Origin of the sequence: Granulicella sp. WH15, from assembly GCF_009914315.1 — a bacterium.
Classification (GTDB): Bacteria; Acidobacteriota; Terriglobia; order Terriglobales; family Acidobacteriaceae; genus Edaphobacter.
In genome coordinates this window covers 973,034-986,962 of sequence record NZ_CP042596.1, presented here as the reverse complement: position 1 = coordinate 986,962, position 13,929 = coordinate 973,034, and the positions used below count along the sequence as shown (strand labels likewise).

General features: G+C 56.0%; 19 protein-coding genes. 8 read left to right on the top strand and 11 right to left on the bottom strand.

Going from position 1 to position 13,929, the window contains the following annotated elements; genetic code table 11:
- Positions 1-63: 63 nt before the first annotated feature.
- From FTO74_RS04300 to FTO74_RS04285, 4 genes are all read right to left on the bottom strand, one after another.
- Positions 64-525 carry a transcriptional repressor gene (locus FTO74_RS04300; protein ID WP_162537032.1) on the bottom strand — a complete coding sequence of 154 codons (462 nt, stop codon included), beginning with the start codon at positions 523-525 and terminating at the stop codon, positions 64-66.
- 84 nt (positions 526-609) lie between these two features.
- Complete coding sequence (locus FTO74_RS04295) at positions 610-1,656, bottom strand: WD40 repeat domain-containing protein (RefSeq protein WP_162537031.1); 1,047 nt, start codon at positions 1,654-1,656, stop codon at positions 610-612.
- Entirely contained in the window at positions 1,644-3,002 is a 1,359-nt protein-coding gene (locus FTO74_RS04290; protein WP_162537030.1) for a GTP-binding protein, read from the bottom strand. Before FTO74_RS04290 ends, FTO74_RS04295 begins: the two co-directional genes overlap by 13 nt.
- Positions 3,003-3,014: 12 nt before the next feature.
- Positions 3,015-3,305, bottom strand: coding sequence for a hypothetical protein (locus FTO74_RS04285; protein WP_162537029.1), 291 nt, complete (start codon positions 3,303-3,305; stop codon positions 3,015-3,017).
- Positions 3,306-3,533: 228 nt separating this feature from the next.
- Between FTO74_RS04285 and FTO74_RS04280 the strand changes: the two genes are divergently transcribed.
- From FTO74_RS04280 to FTO74_RS19635, 6 genes are all read left to right on the top strand, one after another.
- Positions 3,534-3,800 carry a hypothetical protein gene (locus FTO74_RS04280; RefSeq protein WP_220399075.1) on the top strand — a complete coding sequence of 89 codons (267 nt, stop codon included), beginning with the start codon at positions 3,534-3,536 and terminating at the stop codon, positions 3,798-3,800.
- The gene (locus tag FTO74_RS04275; protein ID WP_162537027.1) at positions 3,797-4,513 is read left to right on the top strand and encodes a nickel transporter; all 717 of its coding nucleotides are present in this window, start codon (positions 3,797-3,799) and stop codon (positions 4,511-4,513) included. Before FTO74_RS04280 ends, FTO74_RS04275 begins: the two co-directional genes overlap by 4 nt.
- Positions 4,514-4,711: 198 nt before the next feature.
- Positions 4,712-4,990 carry a metal/formaldehyde-sensitive transcriptional repressor gene (locus FTO74_RS04270; protein ID WP_162537026.1) on the top strand — a complete coding sequence of 93 codons (279 nt, stop codon included), beginning with the start codon at positions 4,712-4,714 and terminating at the stop codon, positions 4,988-4,990.
- Between the two features lie 61 nt (positions 4,991-5,051).
- Positions 5,052-5,684, top strand: a complete 633-nt coding sequence (locus tag FTO74_RS04265) for a ribonuclease T (protein WP_162537025.1) — start codon at positions 5,052-5,054, stop codon at positions 5,682-5,684.
- A gap of 505 nt (positions 5,685-6,189) precedes the next feature.
- Positions 6,190-6,837, top strand: coding sequence for a cation transporter (locus tag FTO74_RS04260; RefSeq protein ID WP_162537024.1), 648 nt, complete (start codon positions 6,190-6,192; stop codon positions 6,835-6,837).
- 505 nt (positions 6,838-7,342) lie between these two features.
- The gene (locus tag FTO74_RS19635; protein ID WP_255462494.1) at positions 7,343-7,696 is read left to right on the top strand and encodes a hypothetical protein; all 354 of its coding nucleotides are present in this window, start codon (positions 7,343-7,345) and stop codon (positions 7,694-7,696) included.
- 53 nt (positions 7,697-7,749) lie between these two features.
- Here FTO74_RS19635 and FTO74_RS04250 read toward each other — a convergent pair whose 3' ends face one another.
- The 3 genes from FTO74_RS04250 to lgt form a co-directional block, all read right to left on the bottom strand.
- A complete protein-coding gene (locus tag FTO74_RS04250) occupies positions 7,750-8,487 on the bottom strand; it encodes a ZIP family metal transporter (RefSeq protein WP_255462493.1) in 738 nt (245 codons plus the stop codon).
- An 81-nt stretch (positions 8,488-8,568) separates the two neighbouring features.
- Positions 8,569-9,093, bottom strand: coding sequence for a superoxide dismutase family protein (locus FTO74_RS04245; protein WP_162537023.1), 525 nt, complete (start codon positions 9,091-9,093; stop codon positions 8,569-8,571).
- 339 nt (positions 9,094-9,432) lie between these two features.
- Entirely contained in the window at positions 9,433-10,272 is an 840-nt protein-coding gene (lgt, locus tag FTO74_RS04240) for a prolipoprotein diacylglyceryl transferase (RefSeq protein WP_162537022.1), read from the bottom strand.
- Positions 10,273-10,437: 165 nt separating this feature from the next.
- Between lgt and FTO74_RS04235 the strand changes: the two genes are divergently transcribed.
- Complete coding sequence (locus tag FTO74_RS04235; protein WP_162537021.1) at positions 10,438-10,830, top strand: transcriptional repressor; 393 nt, start codon at positions 10,438-10,440, stop codon at positions 10,828-10,830.
- A gap of 8 nt (positions 10,831-10,838) precedes the next feature.
- On the opposite strand, the gene FTO74_RS04230 is transcribed toward FTO74_RS04235, so the two are convergent.
- The 4 genes from FTO74_RS04230 to FTO74_RS04215 all read right to left on the bottom strand — a co-directional run bounded on the left by FTO74_RS04230 (position 10,839) and on the right by FTO74_RS04215 (position 12,907).
- Positions 10,839-11,651 carry a recombinase zinc beta ribbon domain-containing protein gene (locus FTO74_RS04230; protein WP_255462609.1) on the bottom strand — a complete coding sequence of 271 codons (813 nt, stop codon included), beginning with the start codon at positions 11,649-11,651 and terminating at the stop codon, positions 10,839-10,841.
- Between the two features lie 30 nt (positions 11,652-11,681).
- Positions 11,682-12,041, bottom strand: a complete 360-nt coding sequence (locus FTO74_RS04225) for a recombinase family protein (RefSeq protein ID WP_162537020.1) — start codon at positions 12,039-12,041, stop codon at positions 11,682-11,684.
- Between the two features lie 5 nt (positions 12,042-12,046).
- A complete protein-coding gene (locus FTO74_RS04220; protein ID WP_162537019.1) occupies positions 12,047-12,589 on the bottom strand; it encodes a recombinase family protein in 543 nt (180 codons plus the stop codon).
- A 99-nt stretch (positions 12,590-12,688) separates the two neighbouring features.
- Positions 12,689-12,907 carry a hypothetical protein gene (locus FTO74_RS04215; RefSeq protein ID WP_162537018.1) on the bottom strand — a complete coding sequence of 73 codons (219 nt, stop codon included), beginning with the start codon at positions 12,905-12,907 and terminating at the stop codon, positions 12,689-12,691.
- Positions 12,908-13,227: 320 nt separating this feature from the next.
- On the opposite strand from FTO74_RS04215, the gene FTO74_RS04210 reads away from it, so the two are divergent.
- Positions 13,228-13,926 (top strand): DNA methyltransferase, encoded by a 699-nt coding sequence (locus FTO74_RS04210; protein WP_162537017.1) that lies wholly within the window; start codon positions 13,228-13,230, stop codon positions 13,924-13,926.
- Positions 13,927-13,929 lie beyond the last annotated feature (3 nt).

The window sequence follows — 13,929 nt, the reverse complement described above, 5'->3', positions numbered from 1 at the left end:
TATCACTTTGCTAACGCTGTTGCTGCTCGTATTCCATGACCACCCACTATCATCAAAAGAGCATTATTCATTGGACTCCTCTAACGGATCAATCATCGCCATCCGATGATTCCGTTGTTTATCGACAACCACGGTTCGAGGGAGTTGACGGACTTCGCTGATCGGACATGCTGAGCATTTGCCAAATACAAAGAACTCGTGGCCTGTAGCAGTAAATCCAGGTGGCAACGAAATCTCTTTTGGGGCCGGACATCCATCAAGCTCGTAGACTCCACCACAGCTTCGGCAAAGGAAGTGATGGTGATGAGCCTTGCCGGCGACCTCATATCGAGTCACTTGCCCGGGCATCTCAACGGATTCGAGCCAGCCTTCTTCAATAAGACTATGGATGTTCCGATAGACAGTCGCAATGCTCAGGCTCTTCGTGTAGCCCTGCGCGATCACGAGAACCTCCTCCGGGGATAGAGGTCGATTCTGAAGGACAAACGCGCTTCGAATTGCATCCTTTTGTTGCGTCTTCCTCATCGTCAAGTCCGTTCGCAAAGGTATTCGATGAAGTCAGGGGTTGAAGCAGAGGAGATCCGGTTACGTCGTCCGGACCTCCTTCGCTCATTTGGAATTAGCTACTACGTCAAAAGCAATCGCTCTACCGTCTTCAGCGGCGACAGCGAGACGCGCAGTTCCCGGGGACCAGGCAACATCGGTAATTGGCGATTGCAGATGAGCAGTCAGATCGGGTTTATCTCGTTTGCTCGGCCTCCATACAGCCACACGTCCCTCCGCGCACCCTGAGGCGAGCAGAGGCCCATCTGTCTGGTAGCGCATCGCTCTGATTGGAAGACGGTGATGCTTTAGCGTCTCCGGTCTCCTCCCCGCAGGTCCCTTGCCGGAGCAATCCCACACCGTGATCTGCGGACTGCCTGCCGTTGCGAGATACTTTGAACGCCTCTCCCAACAGATCTGAGCCACCTTCAACGGGTAGCCCGACATCTGCAACTCCTTCCCTGTAGCGACGATCCAGAAGTGGACCGTCGAGTCCTGGTTTCCATGGCAGAGGTACTTTGCATCCGGGCTCCACGCGATTGAGAGCATGGAACCCTTCCATTCAAACGTCCTTGTTGGAGAACTGCTTGACGGCTTCCAGAAGACGACCTGGCCATAGCAGGCAGAGACCAGCTCCTCCGAATCGTAGCGCCAGTCAATTCCGGCGATCGTGTTCGGCTGCTCCTCGAAGCTCTGGAGCAGTTCTCCTTTGTTCGACCAGAGCCGGAGAGTGCGTCCACAGGCAGTCGCGAGATACCTGCCCGAGGGTGACCATGCCAGATGTTCCACCCACGCCGTTCCACAATCGAGAGATGCGAAGGGAGCGTCGCCTTCAGGGGTAAAGAGGTTAACCTTACCATCCTGTCCACCACTGGCGAGTACTTCTTCTTTAGGACTCCAGGCCACAACAATGGCACCGTTGCGGTGTCCGGTCCATTTCTTCGCCTCGGCGCCTGTGAGTGACTCAAAGAGGTAGATCGCGCCACTGGCGGAAGCGGCAGCCAGCCACCCGCCGCTGGCCGCCCATGCAATAGAGACTGCCGCCTCATCCAGCTCCGCTTCCCACGTCTTCGGAAGCGTGCCTTCTACTGTTCTCTCCGCTATACCAGGCATTGATTGAACCCCTCATTCAGCGCGGCCCGGTCAAGATTTCTTCCGATGAAGATGAGCTGGTTGCGACGAGGATTGTTCCCCCACGGTCTGTCGGGGCGACCGTCGAAGAGCATGTGAACGCCTTGGAAGACGAACCTTTCCGTCTCATCTTTGAGGCTGATGACTCCCTTCATGCGAAAGATATCGGTGCCCTGCGTCTGTAACAGGAAGCCCAGCCATTGATTGAACCTTCGCTTGTCCAGATCTCCTATAACGTCGATGCCTACGGAGGAGACCTCTTCGTCGTGTTCATGGTCGGGCTTGAACACCCGTTCTACGCTTGGAGCCAGCTCACCACCGGCCCCGAGCAGCTTGGCCTGAAACTCATCGGGATGGTGCTGGGTGAAGAGAGCATAGTCTCCGTCCGCAGGAATCTCAATCGTGTACGTGAGGTCCGGACCTTCGAGCGATAGCTCGGTTGGTTGACTGACCATGATTAGATCTCCGGGCGTCTTCAGCTCGGCTCCAGCAGAGAATTCAAGAACAGCATCCATGAGGACTGACTCCAGACTGTCGAGAGACTTGCCGTCTTTCGCAGGGAGTAATACCACTGTCATCGCAGGATCCGGACCCGACTGAAGCTGAAGTCTGTAAGTTCCCGCCTTCAGAGAGAAGACGCCTCCCCATTCGAACGGGTACTCAGGCTCCATGAAGAGCGGATCGACCTGCATAGCGCGGTCCAGGTTGAAGCCGCCGACGTTGAGGACACTATCCATGTCGATGGCAGCATCCTGCGTGCGATAGACCTTCGCCGCCGCATTCATGGAATGGATGCGGCGTTCGAGCTTGTCCAACTCCTCGCCACTCACAAGGTCTGTCTTATTGAGCAGAATGACGTCCGCGAATGCGATCTGCTCCTTGACCTCGTCCGAATCGTCGATGTGCTGCCAAACGTGCTTGGCGTCAACGAGAGTCACGATGCCATCGAGCTTGAGACGGCTTTGCATCTCGTCATCGACGAAGAAAGTCTGTGCCACCGGGCCAGGGTCGGCCATGCCCGTCGTCTCGACCAGGATGTAGTCGAACTTCTCACGGCGCTTCATCAGATTTCCGAGGATGCGAATCAAGTCTCCGCGAACGGTGCAGCAGATACAGCCGTTGTTCATCTCGAAGATCTCTTCTTCAGCGCCGATCACGAGCTCCTGATCGACCCCTACCTCACCGAACTCATTCTCGATGACGGCGATGCGTTTGCCGTGCTGCTCGGTCAGGATGCGATTCAAGAGGGTGGTCTTGCCCGAACCGAGAAAGCCGGTCAGGACGGTTACGGGAACACGTCTGTCTTCACTCACTACTGCGGTTGCCATGTGCCGTTCTCCTTAAATGGGTTGGTTAGTCGCGTCCGAGACGGAGACTGTCGCCTCGGCTTGCAGTACGTCTTGCGCGTTCTTGCAGAAGCGTTCAATTTCGGCTTCTGTGATCTCGTCGATCGACGAGTGAAGAGTGGCCTGTATCTTCGGCTGACTAGCCCGGAAGATTGCAATGATTGTCTCGACCTCCGGGCAGTCATCGTCCTGACAGTTCAGCTCCGTCACCATTACGGTTGCCTCCTCAGTTAGTGAGAGAAACTCGGTGACCCTCGCTTTGATCTCTTGTGTTCGTTGACTCATAACGGGATTTCTTTTTGCGAAGAGGTCCATTCGATGGCTCCCATAATGTATAACGATAATACGATATCATTAACGCAAAGTATAGGGGAGTATATGCCAACAGTAGAAGCCATCGTCCCGAAACGACTTATGCTTGCGCAGATCAGCATCTGCGATGGATGTTGTTGCGGGAAGACGGAGAAGGGCCATCCTGCAGTGCCTGTGCAATGGCTCAAGCAGGAGTGGAAGGTGCGTGGGCTACTTAAGCGCGTTCACCTATCGATCAGCGGCTGCCTCGGTCCCTGCGATGTGCCGAACGTCGTCATGATCACAAGCTCCGAGGGAACCCAATGGCTGGCGCTTCTGGATAGCCAACGGCACTATGCGATGCTCGCCGACTGGGCCGAGCAGTCCAAGAACGCCGACGAGCTTCTGCCCCTGCCAAGGGAGCTTCAAGAACTCGCGCTGATGCCCTATCGGGAACAACCGCAGCTCACGTTTGAGGGCCACCGATGAGAGGAGCGGCACTTATCAGCGTCGTCGCCGCACTTGGGATGAGACACGGTGTAGACCCGGATCACCTGTCGATCATCGACGGTCTGGCCCGGTTCCACCCATCGCGCTGGAACGGTGTTCTCTTCGCCGTCGGTCACGGAATTATCGTGACGATCCTCGCCGTTGGCTTCGGGAAGTTGCTCGCGGGCTATGTTGAACCCTATACGCCGTGGATTCTTCTTCTGCTTGGAGTGGCGAATCTCTGGCGGCTATGGAGACCGAAACAGCACAAGCATCCCAAACCTCCGCGTCTTTTCCAGGCTAGCCCGCTCCTTCTCGGTGTCTTGCTGGGAATGGGCTTTGAGACGGCCAGCCAGCTATCCGCCATCTTGCTGGCTGGACAGCTCAATCCGTGGATACTGGGGCTGGTCTTCTCGCTTGGGATGATGTTGGTTGATGGGACAGATGGCATCCTGGCGGCCAGAACCCAACAACTTGCCCTCACAGGCGATGCCCGTTCGATGCAGTCTTCACGAGCCCTTGGCGTCCTGGTGGTGATCGTCTCGTTCGGGCTGGCCGGAGGAGAGTTCGCCGGGATCGATCTCAATCGGGTTGCGCTCCCCCTCGGACTCCTTCTCTTTGCCGGGGTCGTTGGGCTTCGCCTGTGGAGCGGAAGAACGAGACAGCACCAGCCGTTGTCCGTAGCCAAAGGAATACAGGGTGGACGTATTTAGGTCTCCACTCGGTGCCGTGAAGTTCGAAAGCGGCCGGAGGCACGTAGATCCAAACGGGCGCGGTACCCAAGAGGTAAGGGAGGAGCCATCAAAGCTCTTATGCGCCGGTTCGAGTCCGGCCCGCGCCACCAACTTTTTGCCTCGATAAGATTCGATCCACATAACGTGAGATAAACCGATTTCCTGAGAGGAGAGCCCTTGTCCCATACCACGAAAGACTTAAAGAAGCAGTTAGGGAGGGTCCGCCGTATTAAAGGACAAGTCGAAGCGATCGAGCGAGCACTGCAAGGCGACAGAAATAGCGAAGATATTCTTCAGCTCGTGGCCTCCTGTCGCGGCGCGTTGAACGGACTTATGGCAGGATTGATCGAAGGCCACGTGCGATTTCATATTCTCCCTGTCCCCAGCAAGGTCGAACCAGCGCAGGCCGAAGCCGCCGAAGAGTTGGTCGCCGTAGTGAAGCGATATTTCAACTAGTGGTAGAGTTTTCTGCTACTGCTCTGCTCCCGCATGAGGGCGCTAACCAAGAGGATCAACGATGAGACTTATTACTCTCTGCCTTTTGCTCTTCGGTCTTTTCGCCCAGTCTTTGATTGCCCAGGCTCCGGCCCAGCCCGACCATTTCGATTACTACCTGCTCAATCTGTCGTGGTCGCCAGAGTTCTGCGCCACGCTGAGTTCGAGTCCGCAGTGCGCGGCGCATCCGGGTTTCGTCCTTCATGGTCTCTGGCCACAGAACCGTGACGGCTCCTGGCCCGCGAACTGTGACAACCACGAGCCTGGGCCAACAGATCCTTCGGCGTGGCTCGATATCACGCCCGATCTATCGTTGATTGCCCATGAGTGGTCGAAACACGGTACCTGCACCCTTCTATCGGGCGATGCGTTCTTCGCTCAGGCAAGGAAGGCATACCGTTCCATTGTCATTCCTCCGTTGTTCTCGAAACTCGACCACGAGATTGCAATGAAGCCCGATGCGATTGTGAATCTATTTCTCGAATCAAATCCCTCGCTGTCTAGCGAGAATTTGAACCTCAGTTGCGGAAACAACCGCCTTACCGCCATGGAGGTTTGTCTCAATAAAGACCTGCAACCGACAGGCTGTACCGCTCTGCGCAAATGCCGCGCGAATGTGGTCAAGATAACTCCAATGGCATCTGCAAGCAGATAATTGACTCATTTCTTTTCTCCATCGGCTCGACCAAATGCCATGCATTGACGTCAAACCGTACTGAGGGAATAATCGATCCTAATGCTCACCGAGACGCATGGCTCCGGATGGACGCGCACTCTCTTAATAGCGATCCTTCTACTGTGCGTTTTTTGTGCGATGACAGCCTCTATAGGTCACGTTCACTTTTCTCCCGAGGGACAGGGAGACGCACATTGCGGCCTGTGCATGCTCGGCTCGACGCTTGTCGCCGTAATCGTCGCATTCGCGGTGAGTCTCTTCTGGTGGAGCGCGCTGTTTCCTCCCGGACAACAGCCGGAACTACCAGGTTCTGTTTCAGTTCGAGCTTGTGCAATTCGCCCGCCCCCATACGCCATCCCCTGCGCCTAGCATTGTCTCGTCAGGGTTCGTGTCTACGGTCCGTTGAGAAGACCAGCACACCGAAACTCCTCGGCATCCCCTAGCAACGCTGGTATCCGCTCCGATTGAGCGCCAAGGAAGTCTCATGGCAACCGTCATTGTCTCTGATTTAGACCGGGCAGCAATCGCTCGCCGCGGGCACTATCTCGAATTGTTCACCATAGGCTGGGCAATTCTCGAAGCTACAATCGCACTCATCACCGCAATGAAGTCGCATAGCGTCTCCCTCGCCGGATTCGGTTTCGACTCTCTCATCGAAGTCGTCTCAGGCGCCGCCTTGATGTGGAGGATGTCCCACGAGATGGATCACAACCGGAGGCATCGCGCCGAGCATATCAGCCTGCGCATCGCCGGCGTGTGTCTGCTGGTCCTGGCGGCATATGTCTCTGTCGAAGCAGTCCTCAACCTCATGAATCACCGGGCCTCGGAGACGACCTGGATTGGCATCGCCGTTACCACGGCGGCAGTCGTCTTTATGCCTTTCCTCTCCCGGGCCAAGCGCAAGGTAGGTCGCGCACTCGGTAGTACAGCCATGATGACCGACGCCAAGCAGACAGATTTCTGTATGTACCAGGCGATGATCGTTCTCTTCGGGCTGGTGATTCATGCCATCTTCGGCATTGGCTGGGCGGATGGAGCTGCCGCCCTCCTGCTGGTTCCTCTCCTTATTAGAGCCGGGACGCTCTCGCTGCGAGGAGAAGCCTGCTGCGTACACCACTCGCATCACCACTAGATCTGGGCGAGATCAAAAATATGGCGGCCAGATCGCTGATACTAAACGAATAACAATCACTTGCATAACTGTGCAAGTGTGATATCGTTGTTTTGTGAAGATTGAAGCAAAGCCCGAATGTTCTGCTGAGAGTCACGCTTCTCACCGTCTTCATATCCCGGTGAACGAGCCCGCCATTGAGCGGACCGCAAGGATCTTTCGTGCGCTCGGCGAGCCCGCAAGGATTCGGATACTGGCCCGTCTCGCCCAGGGAGAAGCCTGTGTCACGGAGCTTGCCGAACTCGAGGGTGAATCCATCACGGTCATTTCGCAGCGCCTTCGCGTCCTGCGTTCTGACAATATCGTCGGTCGTAGACGCGACGGGAAACACATTCTTTACTATCTGGCGGACCAGCATGTTCTTGACCTCGTCTTCAACGGCCTGGCTCATGCTTCCGAACAACCATCCATCGCTCCCCCAACCTATAACGCGCGCCTCTTGGCGCTCTTCAAAGGAAACCGATCCATGTCGACACAGCACGAGATTCACGAGAACCACCCCCATCAGCACGGCAAGGATTGCGGCCACACCGCGATCGTTCACAACGACCACACCGACTACCTGCATGACGGACACCTGCACTCGCTTCACGATGGCCACATCGACGAGCATAAGCTCGAGGTGAACTCCGCGAATCCCGCCGACTGTACCAACGGCCACGAGTGTGACGGACACGGCCCTGAGCATAAGCATGGCGCCGACTGCGGCCATGAGGCAGTCCCTCACGGAGATCACGTCGACTATCTTGTGAATGGCCACCTGCACCATCCGGACGGCGACCACTGCGATAATCACGGTACCGTACAGCTCGCGAGCTGATCGAGGAACTGTGCATCAATAAGAGGTGGAGGCGTTCGACGCTTCCGCCTTTTTTACTGCCACCGGCCGATCAGCAAATTGGCAACGTAGATGACCATCGCCCCGAGCGCTACCAGTGGAAGAAGGACTCGTCGCGATCCCTTGCAGTGGCGAATCTCCGGCAAAAAATCGCTTGCCGCCATCTGAATAAAGAAGCCTGCAGCCAAAGCCAATAAGAGCACGGAGTTCTTCAGCGAAGAGAACCACCACATCGCAGCGAGACCGCCGAGCAACGGCGCGATTGCGTCCAGTCCAAGAAAGAGATAATCCCCCTTCGTTGGTCTCTCTCCTCTCGTGGTCAAGAGGATCGTATTCATTCCGTCCCCAAGGTCATGTGCCGCGATGCCGAGCGCTACCGCATAGCCCGCCGGATGCGAGGCCACATAGGAAGCTCCGATCGCCATTCCGTCACGGAAGCTATGGAAGATCAGCATGCCCCCCGCGATCCGTCCTACCGTCTTTTGCGAGCCATGACTTCCTTGTCTCGCACTCATCGCATCGAGACAGTTTTCAATTCCAAAGAACAGCAACAGCGAGACGAGGGTAAGAGTCAGAACATTCGCAGCAGAGATGCCCGCGGGCGCACCCAGAGCGATCGCCTCCGGCAGAAGGTCCAGGAATGCGGCTCCCAACAGCAGGCCCGCCCCGCTCGCCACCAGCATATTCGTGAAATGCCGAAAGCGGATGGCGACCAACCCGCCCACGAGCGTCGAGACAACAGGAATGATCAACAGCAAACTGGGAATGGGCAAAGGACTGACTTCTTTCTAATGATAACTCCTTATCAATAATACCCCATTCCAATCCTGTTCAGTCAGCGTTCGTTTCTCGGGCTACTGGATAACCGCACAGGCAACTCTCGCTCCTGCTCCACCGATAGGCTGCGTCTTATAGTCATCTGGACTTGCATGAATCACCAGAGCCGAGCCGTCCGCATCGAGCAGTGCCGGGTGATTCCCGGCCCCATTCAGAGTCACGAGAGTTGAATAGAGCTCAACCATCGCTGTCCCGTCCGCGGCAACATACAGATTCGGCAGGTCTCCTGCATCGTTGGCGTCTGCGTTCAATAGCCCATGAACCACCGGCGTCTTTGCATGAACGTGAGCCCCGGCGCTTTTGAAGGCGACATCGCTGCAATCGCCCTTCTCGTGGAAGTGCATACCATGCCAACCCGGAGTCAAACCCTTTGCTTCAACCCGAAGCAAGACACCGTTCGGAGTGGGCGTGACCGTTATCTGACCGATCGAACTGCCGTCCGGCCCCTTGAGAGCACTCGTATGTGCTGTCGTGGGACTCTGGCAGAACGCGGCGGAGCTTAGTAAGAGCGTGGAGGCGATCAAGAGCGAGCTACGTAGCATTTCATTCTCCTCGTACAGTGGCAAGACCTACCGGGAACGGACTCTAAAAAGAGATGAACACAGTTGTCTTTCCAGTACAAGATAATGATACTGATAATACTCTCTCAACAAAAGTTGATATACAAGTTAGAGATTAGATAAGGGTTTTAGGCGCACGCTTTTGCTCTACCGATGCTCATGCCTATCCTGACTTCGCGTGCCTAGATGCCCCGATTCTTGACCGCAACCTGTTCTTTGGAGATGTAGTCTGCGGCTATTAAAAGTAAGTAAGCCGTTCTTCGCAGCCGTACTCGGTTCTGATGGGTGCGCACCCTCCACCAGGAGTTGTCTCCGCTTGATCTACGCCTCCTCAATCCCCTCCGGCATCCGATCTTTGGCAAATGATCTCCAGGTCCACAGACCAACACCACAGAGGATCATGGGGATGGTCAGAAGCTGTCCCTTGCTCATCCAGCCCCAGAAGACAGGCTGCCCTACATCGGGTTGTCTCCAGAATTCATCGATGAATCGACCGACTCCGTAGGCGATGCAAACGGCCGCTGTCGTCATTCCTGGCCGACGCTGGCGATGGAACATCCGTTGAGCGACCAACAGCACGATGATTCCTTCGATCCCTGCAGCATAGAGTTGACTCGGATGGCGCGGGACCTCGATGCCATTCACCAGCGGAGCATCGGGAAAGATCACCGCCCAGGGAACTGTAGATGGACGTCCCCACAACTCCCCGTTGATGAAGTTTGCGATTCTCCCCAAAATGATTCCCAGAGGTCCAACAACGGCCGCAGCATCCAGGATCATCCAGGGATTCAGCTTCCGGATGTGCGCAAAGATCCATATCGCGAGGATGAGCCCTGCGATGCCACCGTGGCTTGCCATTCCACCATGCCAGACGGCAACAATCTCAAGAGGGTTATGGCGGACCGTGTCGAGATTGTAGAGAAGGCAGTATCCGAGTCGCCCTCCCGCCATGACTCCAACCATCGCGTACGTCAGTAGAGTCAGGAGATCATCGGCATTGAGAGGCAACCGACCTTGTCGAGCCCATCTGCTCCAAATCAAAAAGGCGCTGAAGAAGCCCAACATGTAGGCGACGCCGTACCACTTTATCCCGAAGTTCCCGCCAAAATGAACAATCCAGGGATTCAGATTGTCTGTCCAGTACAGGTGTGGTGCGGGCATGTTCGGCCCGAGTAGCCTTGCTGTCCCCAGATGTTCTCCCCCTCGCTATTGCGAGGATAATATCATTATTCCAGAGGCGAGATATCCGGCGACCCGCTTCATTGACCGGATGGGTTTTGTCTACCCCTTGAATCTCAGGTGCTGAGAATCTAATCTTATTATCCAATGGACAAAAGAAACACGAAACAGAAGGCCGCCATCCGAGAGGCTTTTGCCGAGGCAGACCGTCCGCTATCTCCAGACGAAGCTCTCGAGTGTGCGCTCGAACATCATTCTGCAATCGGGATCGCTACCGTGTACAGGAACATCCAGGCTTTGGTCGAGGAAGGTTGGCTTATAGCTGTGGAACTCCCTGGGGAAACGACCCGATATGAGCTATCGGGGAAGGAACATCACCATCACTTTCACTGTGATACATGCGGCAAACTCTTCGACTTGAAGGGATGCATCATACAGTCGAAGCCAAAGCTGCCGCGCGGCTTCAGCGCAAGTGGGCATGAGTTTTTCCTTTATGGAAACTGTGCTAGCTGCAACTCTGGATCGCACGTTCGAGCTTAGCGATTTCTTTATAAGGTCGAGGATTGAATGGCCCGTCCCCCACAGGTACCCCGAAAAGGGTGCATCACTGAACGGAGACACCTCTGGCCACCATTACTGATGCACACCCCATCCCTTGGGTCGTTTCCACTGAAAATTTGGACACTACCGGAGATTTCGAATACCGGGCCCTCGGGTGTGCCTTTCGGCGTGAGCACAAGCCGATCAACATATTTGGCCATCGCATGCCTCGCAACCTCCACATCCCCACGCAGCAATGCGCCGATCTCGGCAGCCCTCTCATGGAGAACCTCCCGCAGGTCTTCCACCGAAACGGCAAGTTCCCGCGGCTGGTTCATCTCAGTCAGACGGTCATCCACCTTGGCTATTTCCGCCTCGATCGTAGCCAACTGAGCCAATAGACTTGGCGAGTGGCCGACCGCTGCAATGGCCTCAGTCACGTTGGTCACTTTCGTCTTCAGTTCCTGACGCTTGCTCTGAAGGGCCAGAATCCCGTTCGCGGCGCTGTCAGCCTGATCCTGAATCTCCTGCAACCGACGCTGCAACTGCTCATGAAACGACTGGAGAGCATAATCGACCATTGCAGGCTGAAGGAGTCGCCCGGAAAGCTCTGCGAGGAGTTGATGTTCCAGTCGATCCTTCCGAATCATGACGCTGTTCGCACACACGCCTCGATTGCGATGACTCGGGCAACCGTATTTGACGTAACCGCGACGTCCGTTGCCGGAGACGATCGTCATCCGCGAGCCACAGAGGCCGCAGATGAGGAACCCACTGAAAAGATGTTTAGGACCGCGCCCTCTGCGCCCCTGCCCTCCAATGCTGGTCGCCGACCATCGTTTGCTGACCCTTTAAATCTGCGCCTCCACCTGCTGCCAGAGTTCCTCGGAGACGATCCTCCATTCGGGAACCTCTACCCGCATCCAATCGGACTCAGGACGCGGCCTGCTGGTCTTGCGGCCGGTCTCGGGGTTGCGCTCCTTCTTCGTCCGGTTCCATACGAAGACTCCACGGTAGCGTTCATTGCGCAACATATCCCGTATGGAGGAGGGGCACCATGCGCGGATCAGACGGTTCCGAGGTGGCTGAGGAGCCTGCACTCCCTCGGCATTCAAGATCTTCGCAATGGACGCAAGGCTGTTGCCATTGGCATACATGGTGAACACACGCTCGACGATAGGAGCCTCCACTTCGTCGAGTTCCAACTTCACGCCACTCACCGCAGCACGCCCATACTTGCCGGTGCGCGTTGGATCTTCAATGGGGTGTTCCGATACCCAAACACTTTTCCGCCAGGGTGCATCCCGTTCAGTGCTCGGCCTTCCTGACCTCGATGGACCTTCTCACCGAGGCTGACGAGAAACTGCTCATCCATCATCCCGTGCAGCGTCAGCAGAGGGCGGGATGCCTTTTCCCTGCAATCCAGCCGTTGAGCGACCGCATAGATAAATACTCCGTGATAGAGGAGTATGTCATTCATGCTCAGGACATCCGGCAGATAGCGCGCAAGCCGCGAAGTGTCATCTACCGGCAGGCAGTCAAATGGCTTGGGTTTCGTCTTCGCGGCGACCATCAACGCATTCAGAGCGTTGCGTCCCGCAACCGTTGCAGCCGACTTCGCTTCATCGCAACGGATAAACTCATCGACAACCGTCCATCCCTGTTTCGCTGCAAATTCAGTACAGCGCCGGACCTGATCTTCAATCGAGGTGGGGCGTTGCAAATCAGAGGAGAATCGAGCGTATATGGCGCATCTCATGGCTGCTCCTTGCCGTCGAGTTTAGCTCTTAAAGTGCCCGCGATCATGACTCTTTGTTGACGTTTTTCCGACCACAAAACACTAGATTAGCGCCGATATCTAGTCTTCGGATTCCACCTTCTGTGAATCGCAATCTGTGTCCCGATCCATTGGCGCAGAAGGTTTCCGATGGCGGCGGATATAGTGGTCTACCAAAGCCGGCACGAACCAGTCGTCGATAAATCCCTTCAACTTCGCGTCTGCGTCCTCAACGCCACAGGCATTGATCACTATTCGCGGGGTGAGTGGATGCGACTTGTCTTGGGCTGCCTTGCTCATCAGAAGAGCACTCCAGCCCCTAAGCTAGGTCAACAATCGGACCGCAATTATTACCTTTTCATCCCGCTCATTCCATCTGCGTCAATAATCGAGAGTCTCTACTTCGGCACGGAAGTATTCTCTGCTGGTCGATTTCAGAGCTTGCCAATTCGATCTCCAATCCCATGTTCTGCGCGTTGACCGGACACTGCTGCGGGTCTTAACCGCCGCCCGGCGGACAGCGCGGGCTCTGCTTGCCTTGGGAGGCGGGACCCTTGCATCGCTTCGCGTGGTGTGTCCCGGTCGCCTTCAGAGACAAGGGACCAAAGGAGATTTCAGAGATGGCAACCACGTCAGTAGCAACCGCACAACAGAGCAGCTTCACCAACCAGATCCTTCACGGCGACTGCATCGAGAAGATGCACGAGATGCCGGCCAACAGCATCGACTTCATCCTCACCGACCCGCCGTACCTGGTGAACTACCGCGACCGCGATGGACGCACCATTCAGAACGACGCCGATGCAACCTGGCTCAAGCCCGCGATGCGGGAAGCTTACAGGGTACTCAAGATGAATCGCGTAGCCATCATGTTCTACGGCTGGACGAAAGTGGATGAGTTCTTCGCAGCCTGGAAAGACGCGGGTTTTCAGCCGGTCGGACACATCGTCTTCCGTAAGGCATACAGCTCGAAATCGAGGTTCCTTAGCTATCAGCACGAGCAGGCGTATCTACTGGCCAAGGGTAGGCCGCCGTTGCCGAAGCAGCCGGTAGCGGACGTGATCGACATGCCGTACAGCGGCAACAAGCTGCATCCGACGCAGAAGCCGGTAGAGCCTCTGGCACAGTTGATTCGCAGCTTCACGTTGCCAGGTGAGTTGGTGCTCGATCCCTTCGCTGGCAGTGGTAGCTCCTGTGCGGCAGCATTGCTGACAGGCCGCAAGTACATCGGCGTGGAGATGGACGATGCGTACTACCAGCAGGCCAACGAACGCATGGGAAGAGTTCAAGCAAGGGGCGCCGCAAGGCAGTCCTCGTAGTTC

What these genes read in the sequence shown, in the direction of transcription:
- FTO74_RS19635 (WP_255462494.1), top strand. Translation starts at nt 7,343, where the DNA reads ATGTCGACACAGCACGAGATTCACGAGAACCACCCCCATCAGCACGGC.
- FTO74_RS04220 (WP_162537019.1), bottom strand. Translation starts at nt 12,589, where the DNA reads ATGAGATGCGCCATATACGCTCGATTCTCCTCTGATTTGCAACGCCCC.
- FTO74_RS04235 (WP_162537021.1), top strand. Translation starts at nt 10,438, where the DNA reads ATGGACAAAAGAAACACGAAACAGAAGGCCGCCATCCGAGAGGCTTTT.
- FTO74_RS04245 (WP_162537023.1), bottom strand. Translation starts at nt 9,093, where the DNA reads ATGCTACGTAGCTCGCTCTTGATCGCCTCCACGCTCTTACTAAGCTCC.
- FTO74_RS04285 (WP_162537029.1), bottom strand. Translation starts at nt 3,305, where the DNA reads ATGAGTCAACGAACACAAGAGATCAAAGCGAGGGTCACCGAGTTTCTC.
- FTO74_RS04300 (WP_162537032.1), bottom strand. Translation starts at nt 525, where the DNA reads ATGAGGAAGACGCAACAAAAGGATGCAATTCGAAGCGCGTTTGTCCTT.
- FTO74_RS04215 (WP_162537018.1), bottom strand. Translation starts at nt 12,907, where the DNA reads ATGAGCAAGGCAGCCCAAGACAAGTCGCATCCACTCACCCCGCGAATA.
- FTO74_RS04210 (WP_162537017.1), top strand. Translation starts at nt 13,228, where the DNA reads ATGGCAACCACGTCAGTAGCAACCGCACAACAGAGCAGCTTCACCAAC.
- FTO74_RS04275 (WP_162537027.1), top strand. Translation starts at nt 3,797, where the DNA reads ATGAGAGGAGCGGCACTTATCAGCGTCGTCGCCGCACTTGGGATGAGA.
- lgt (WP_162537022.1), bottom strand. Translation starts at nt 10,272, where the DNA reads ATGCCCGCACCACACCTGTACTGGACAGACAATCTGAATCCCTGGATT.
- FTO74_RS04265 (WP_162537025.1), top strand. Translation starts at nt 5,052, where the DNA reads ATGAGACTTATTACTCTCTGCCTTTTGCTCTTCGGTCTTTTCGCCCAG.
- FTO74_RS04260 (WP_162537024.1), top strand. Translation starts at nt 6,190, where the DNA reads ATGGCAACCGTCATTGTCTCTGATTTAGACCGGGCAGCAATCGCTCGC.
- FTO74_RS04295 (WP_162537031.1), bottom strand. Translation starts at nt 1,656, where the DNA reads ATGCCTGGTATAGCGGAGAGAACAGTAGAAGGCACGCTTCCGAAGACG.
- FTO74_RS04290 (WP_162537030.1), bottom strand. Translation starts at nt 3,002, where the DNA reads ATGGCAACCGCAGTAGTGAGTGAAGACAGACGTGTTCCCGTAACCGTC.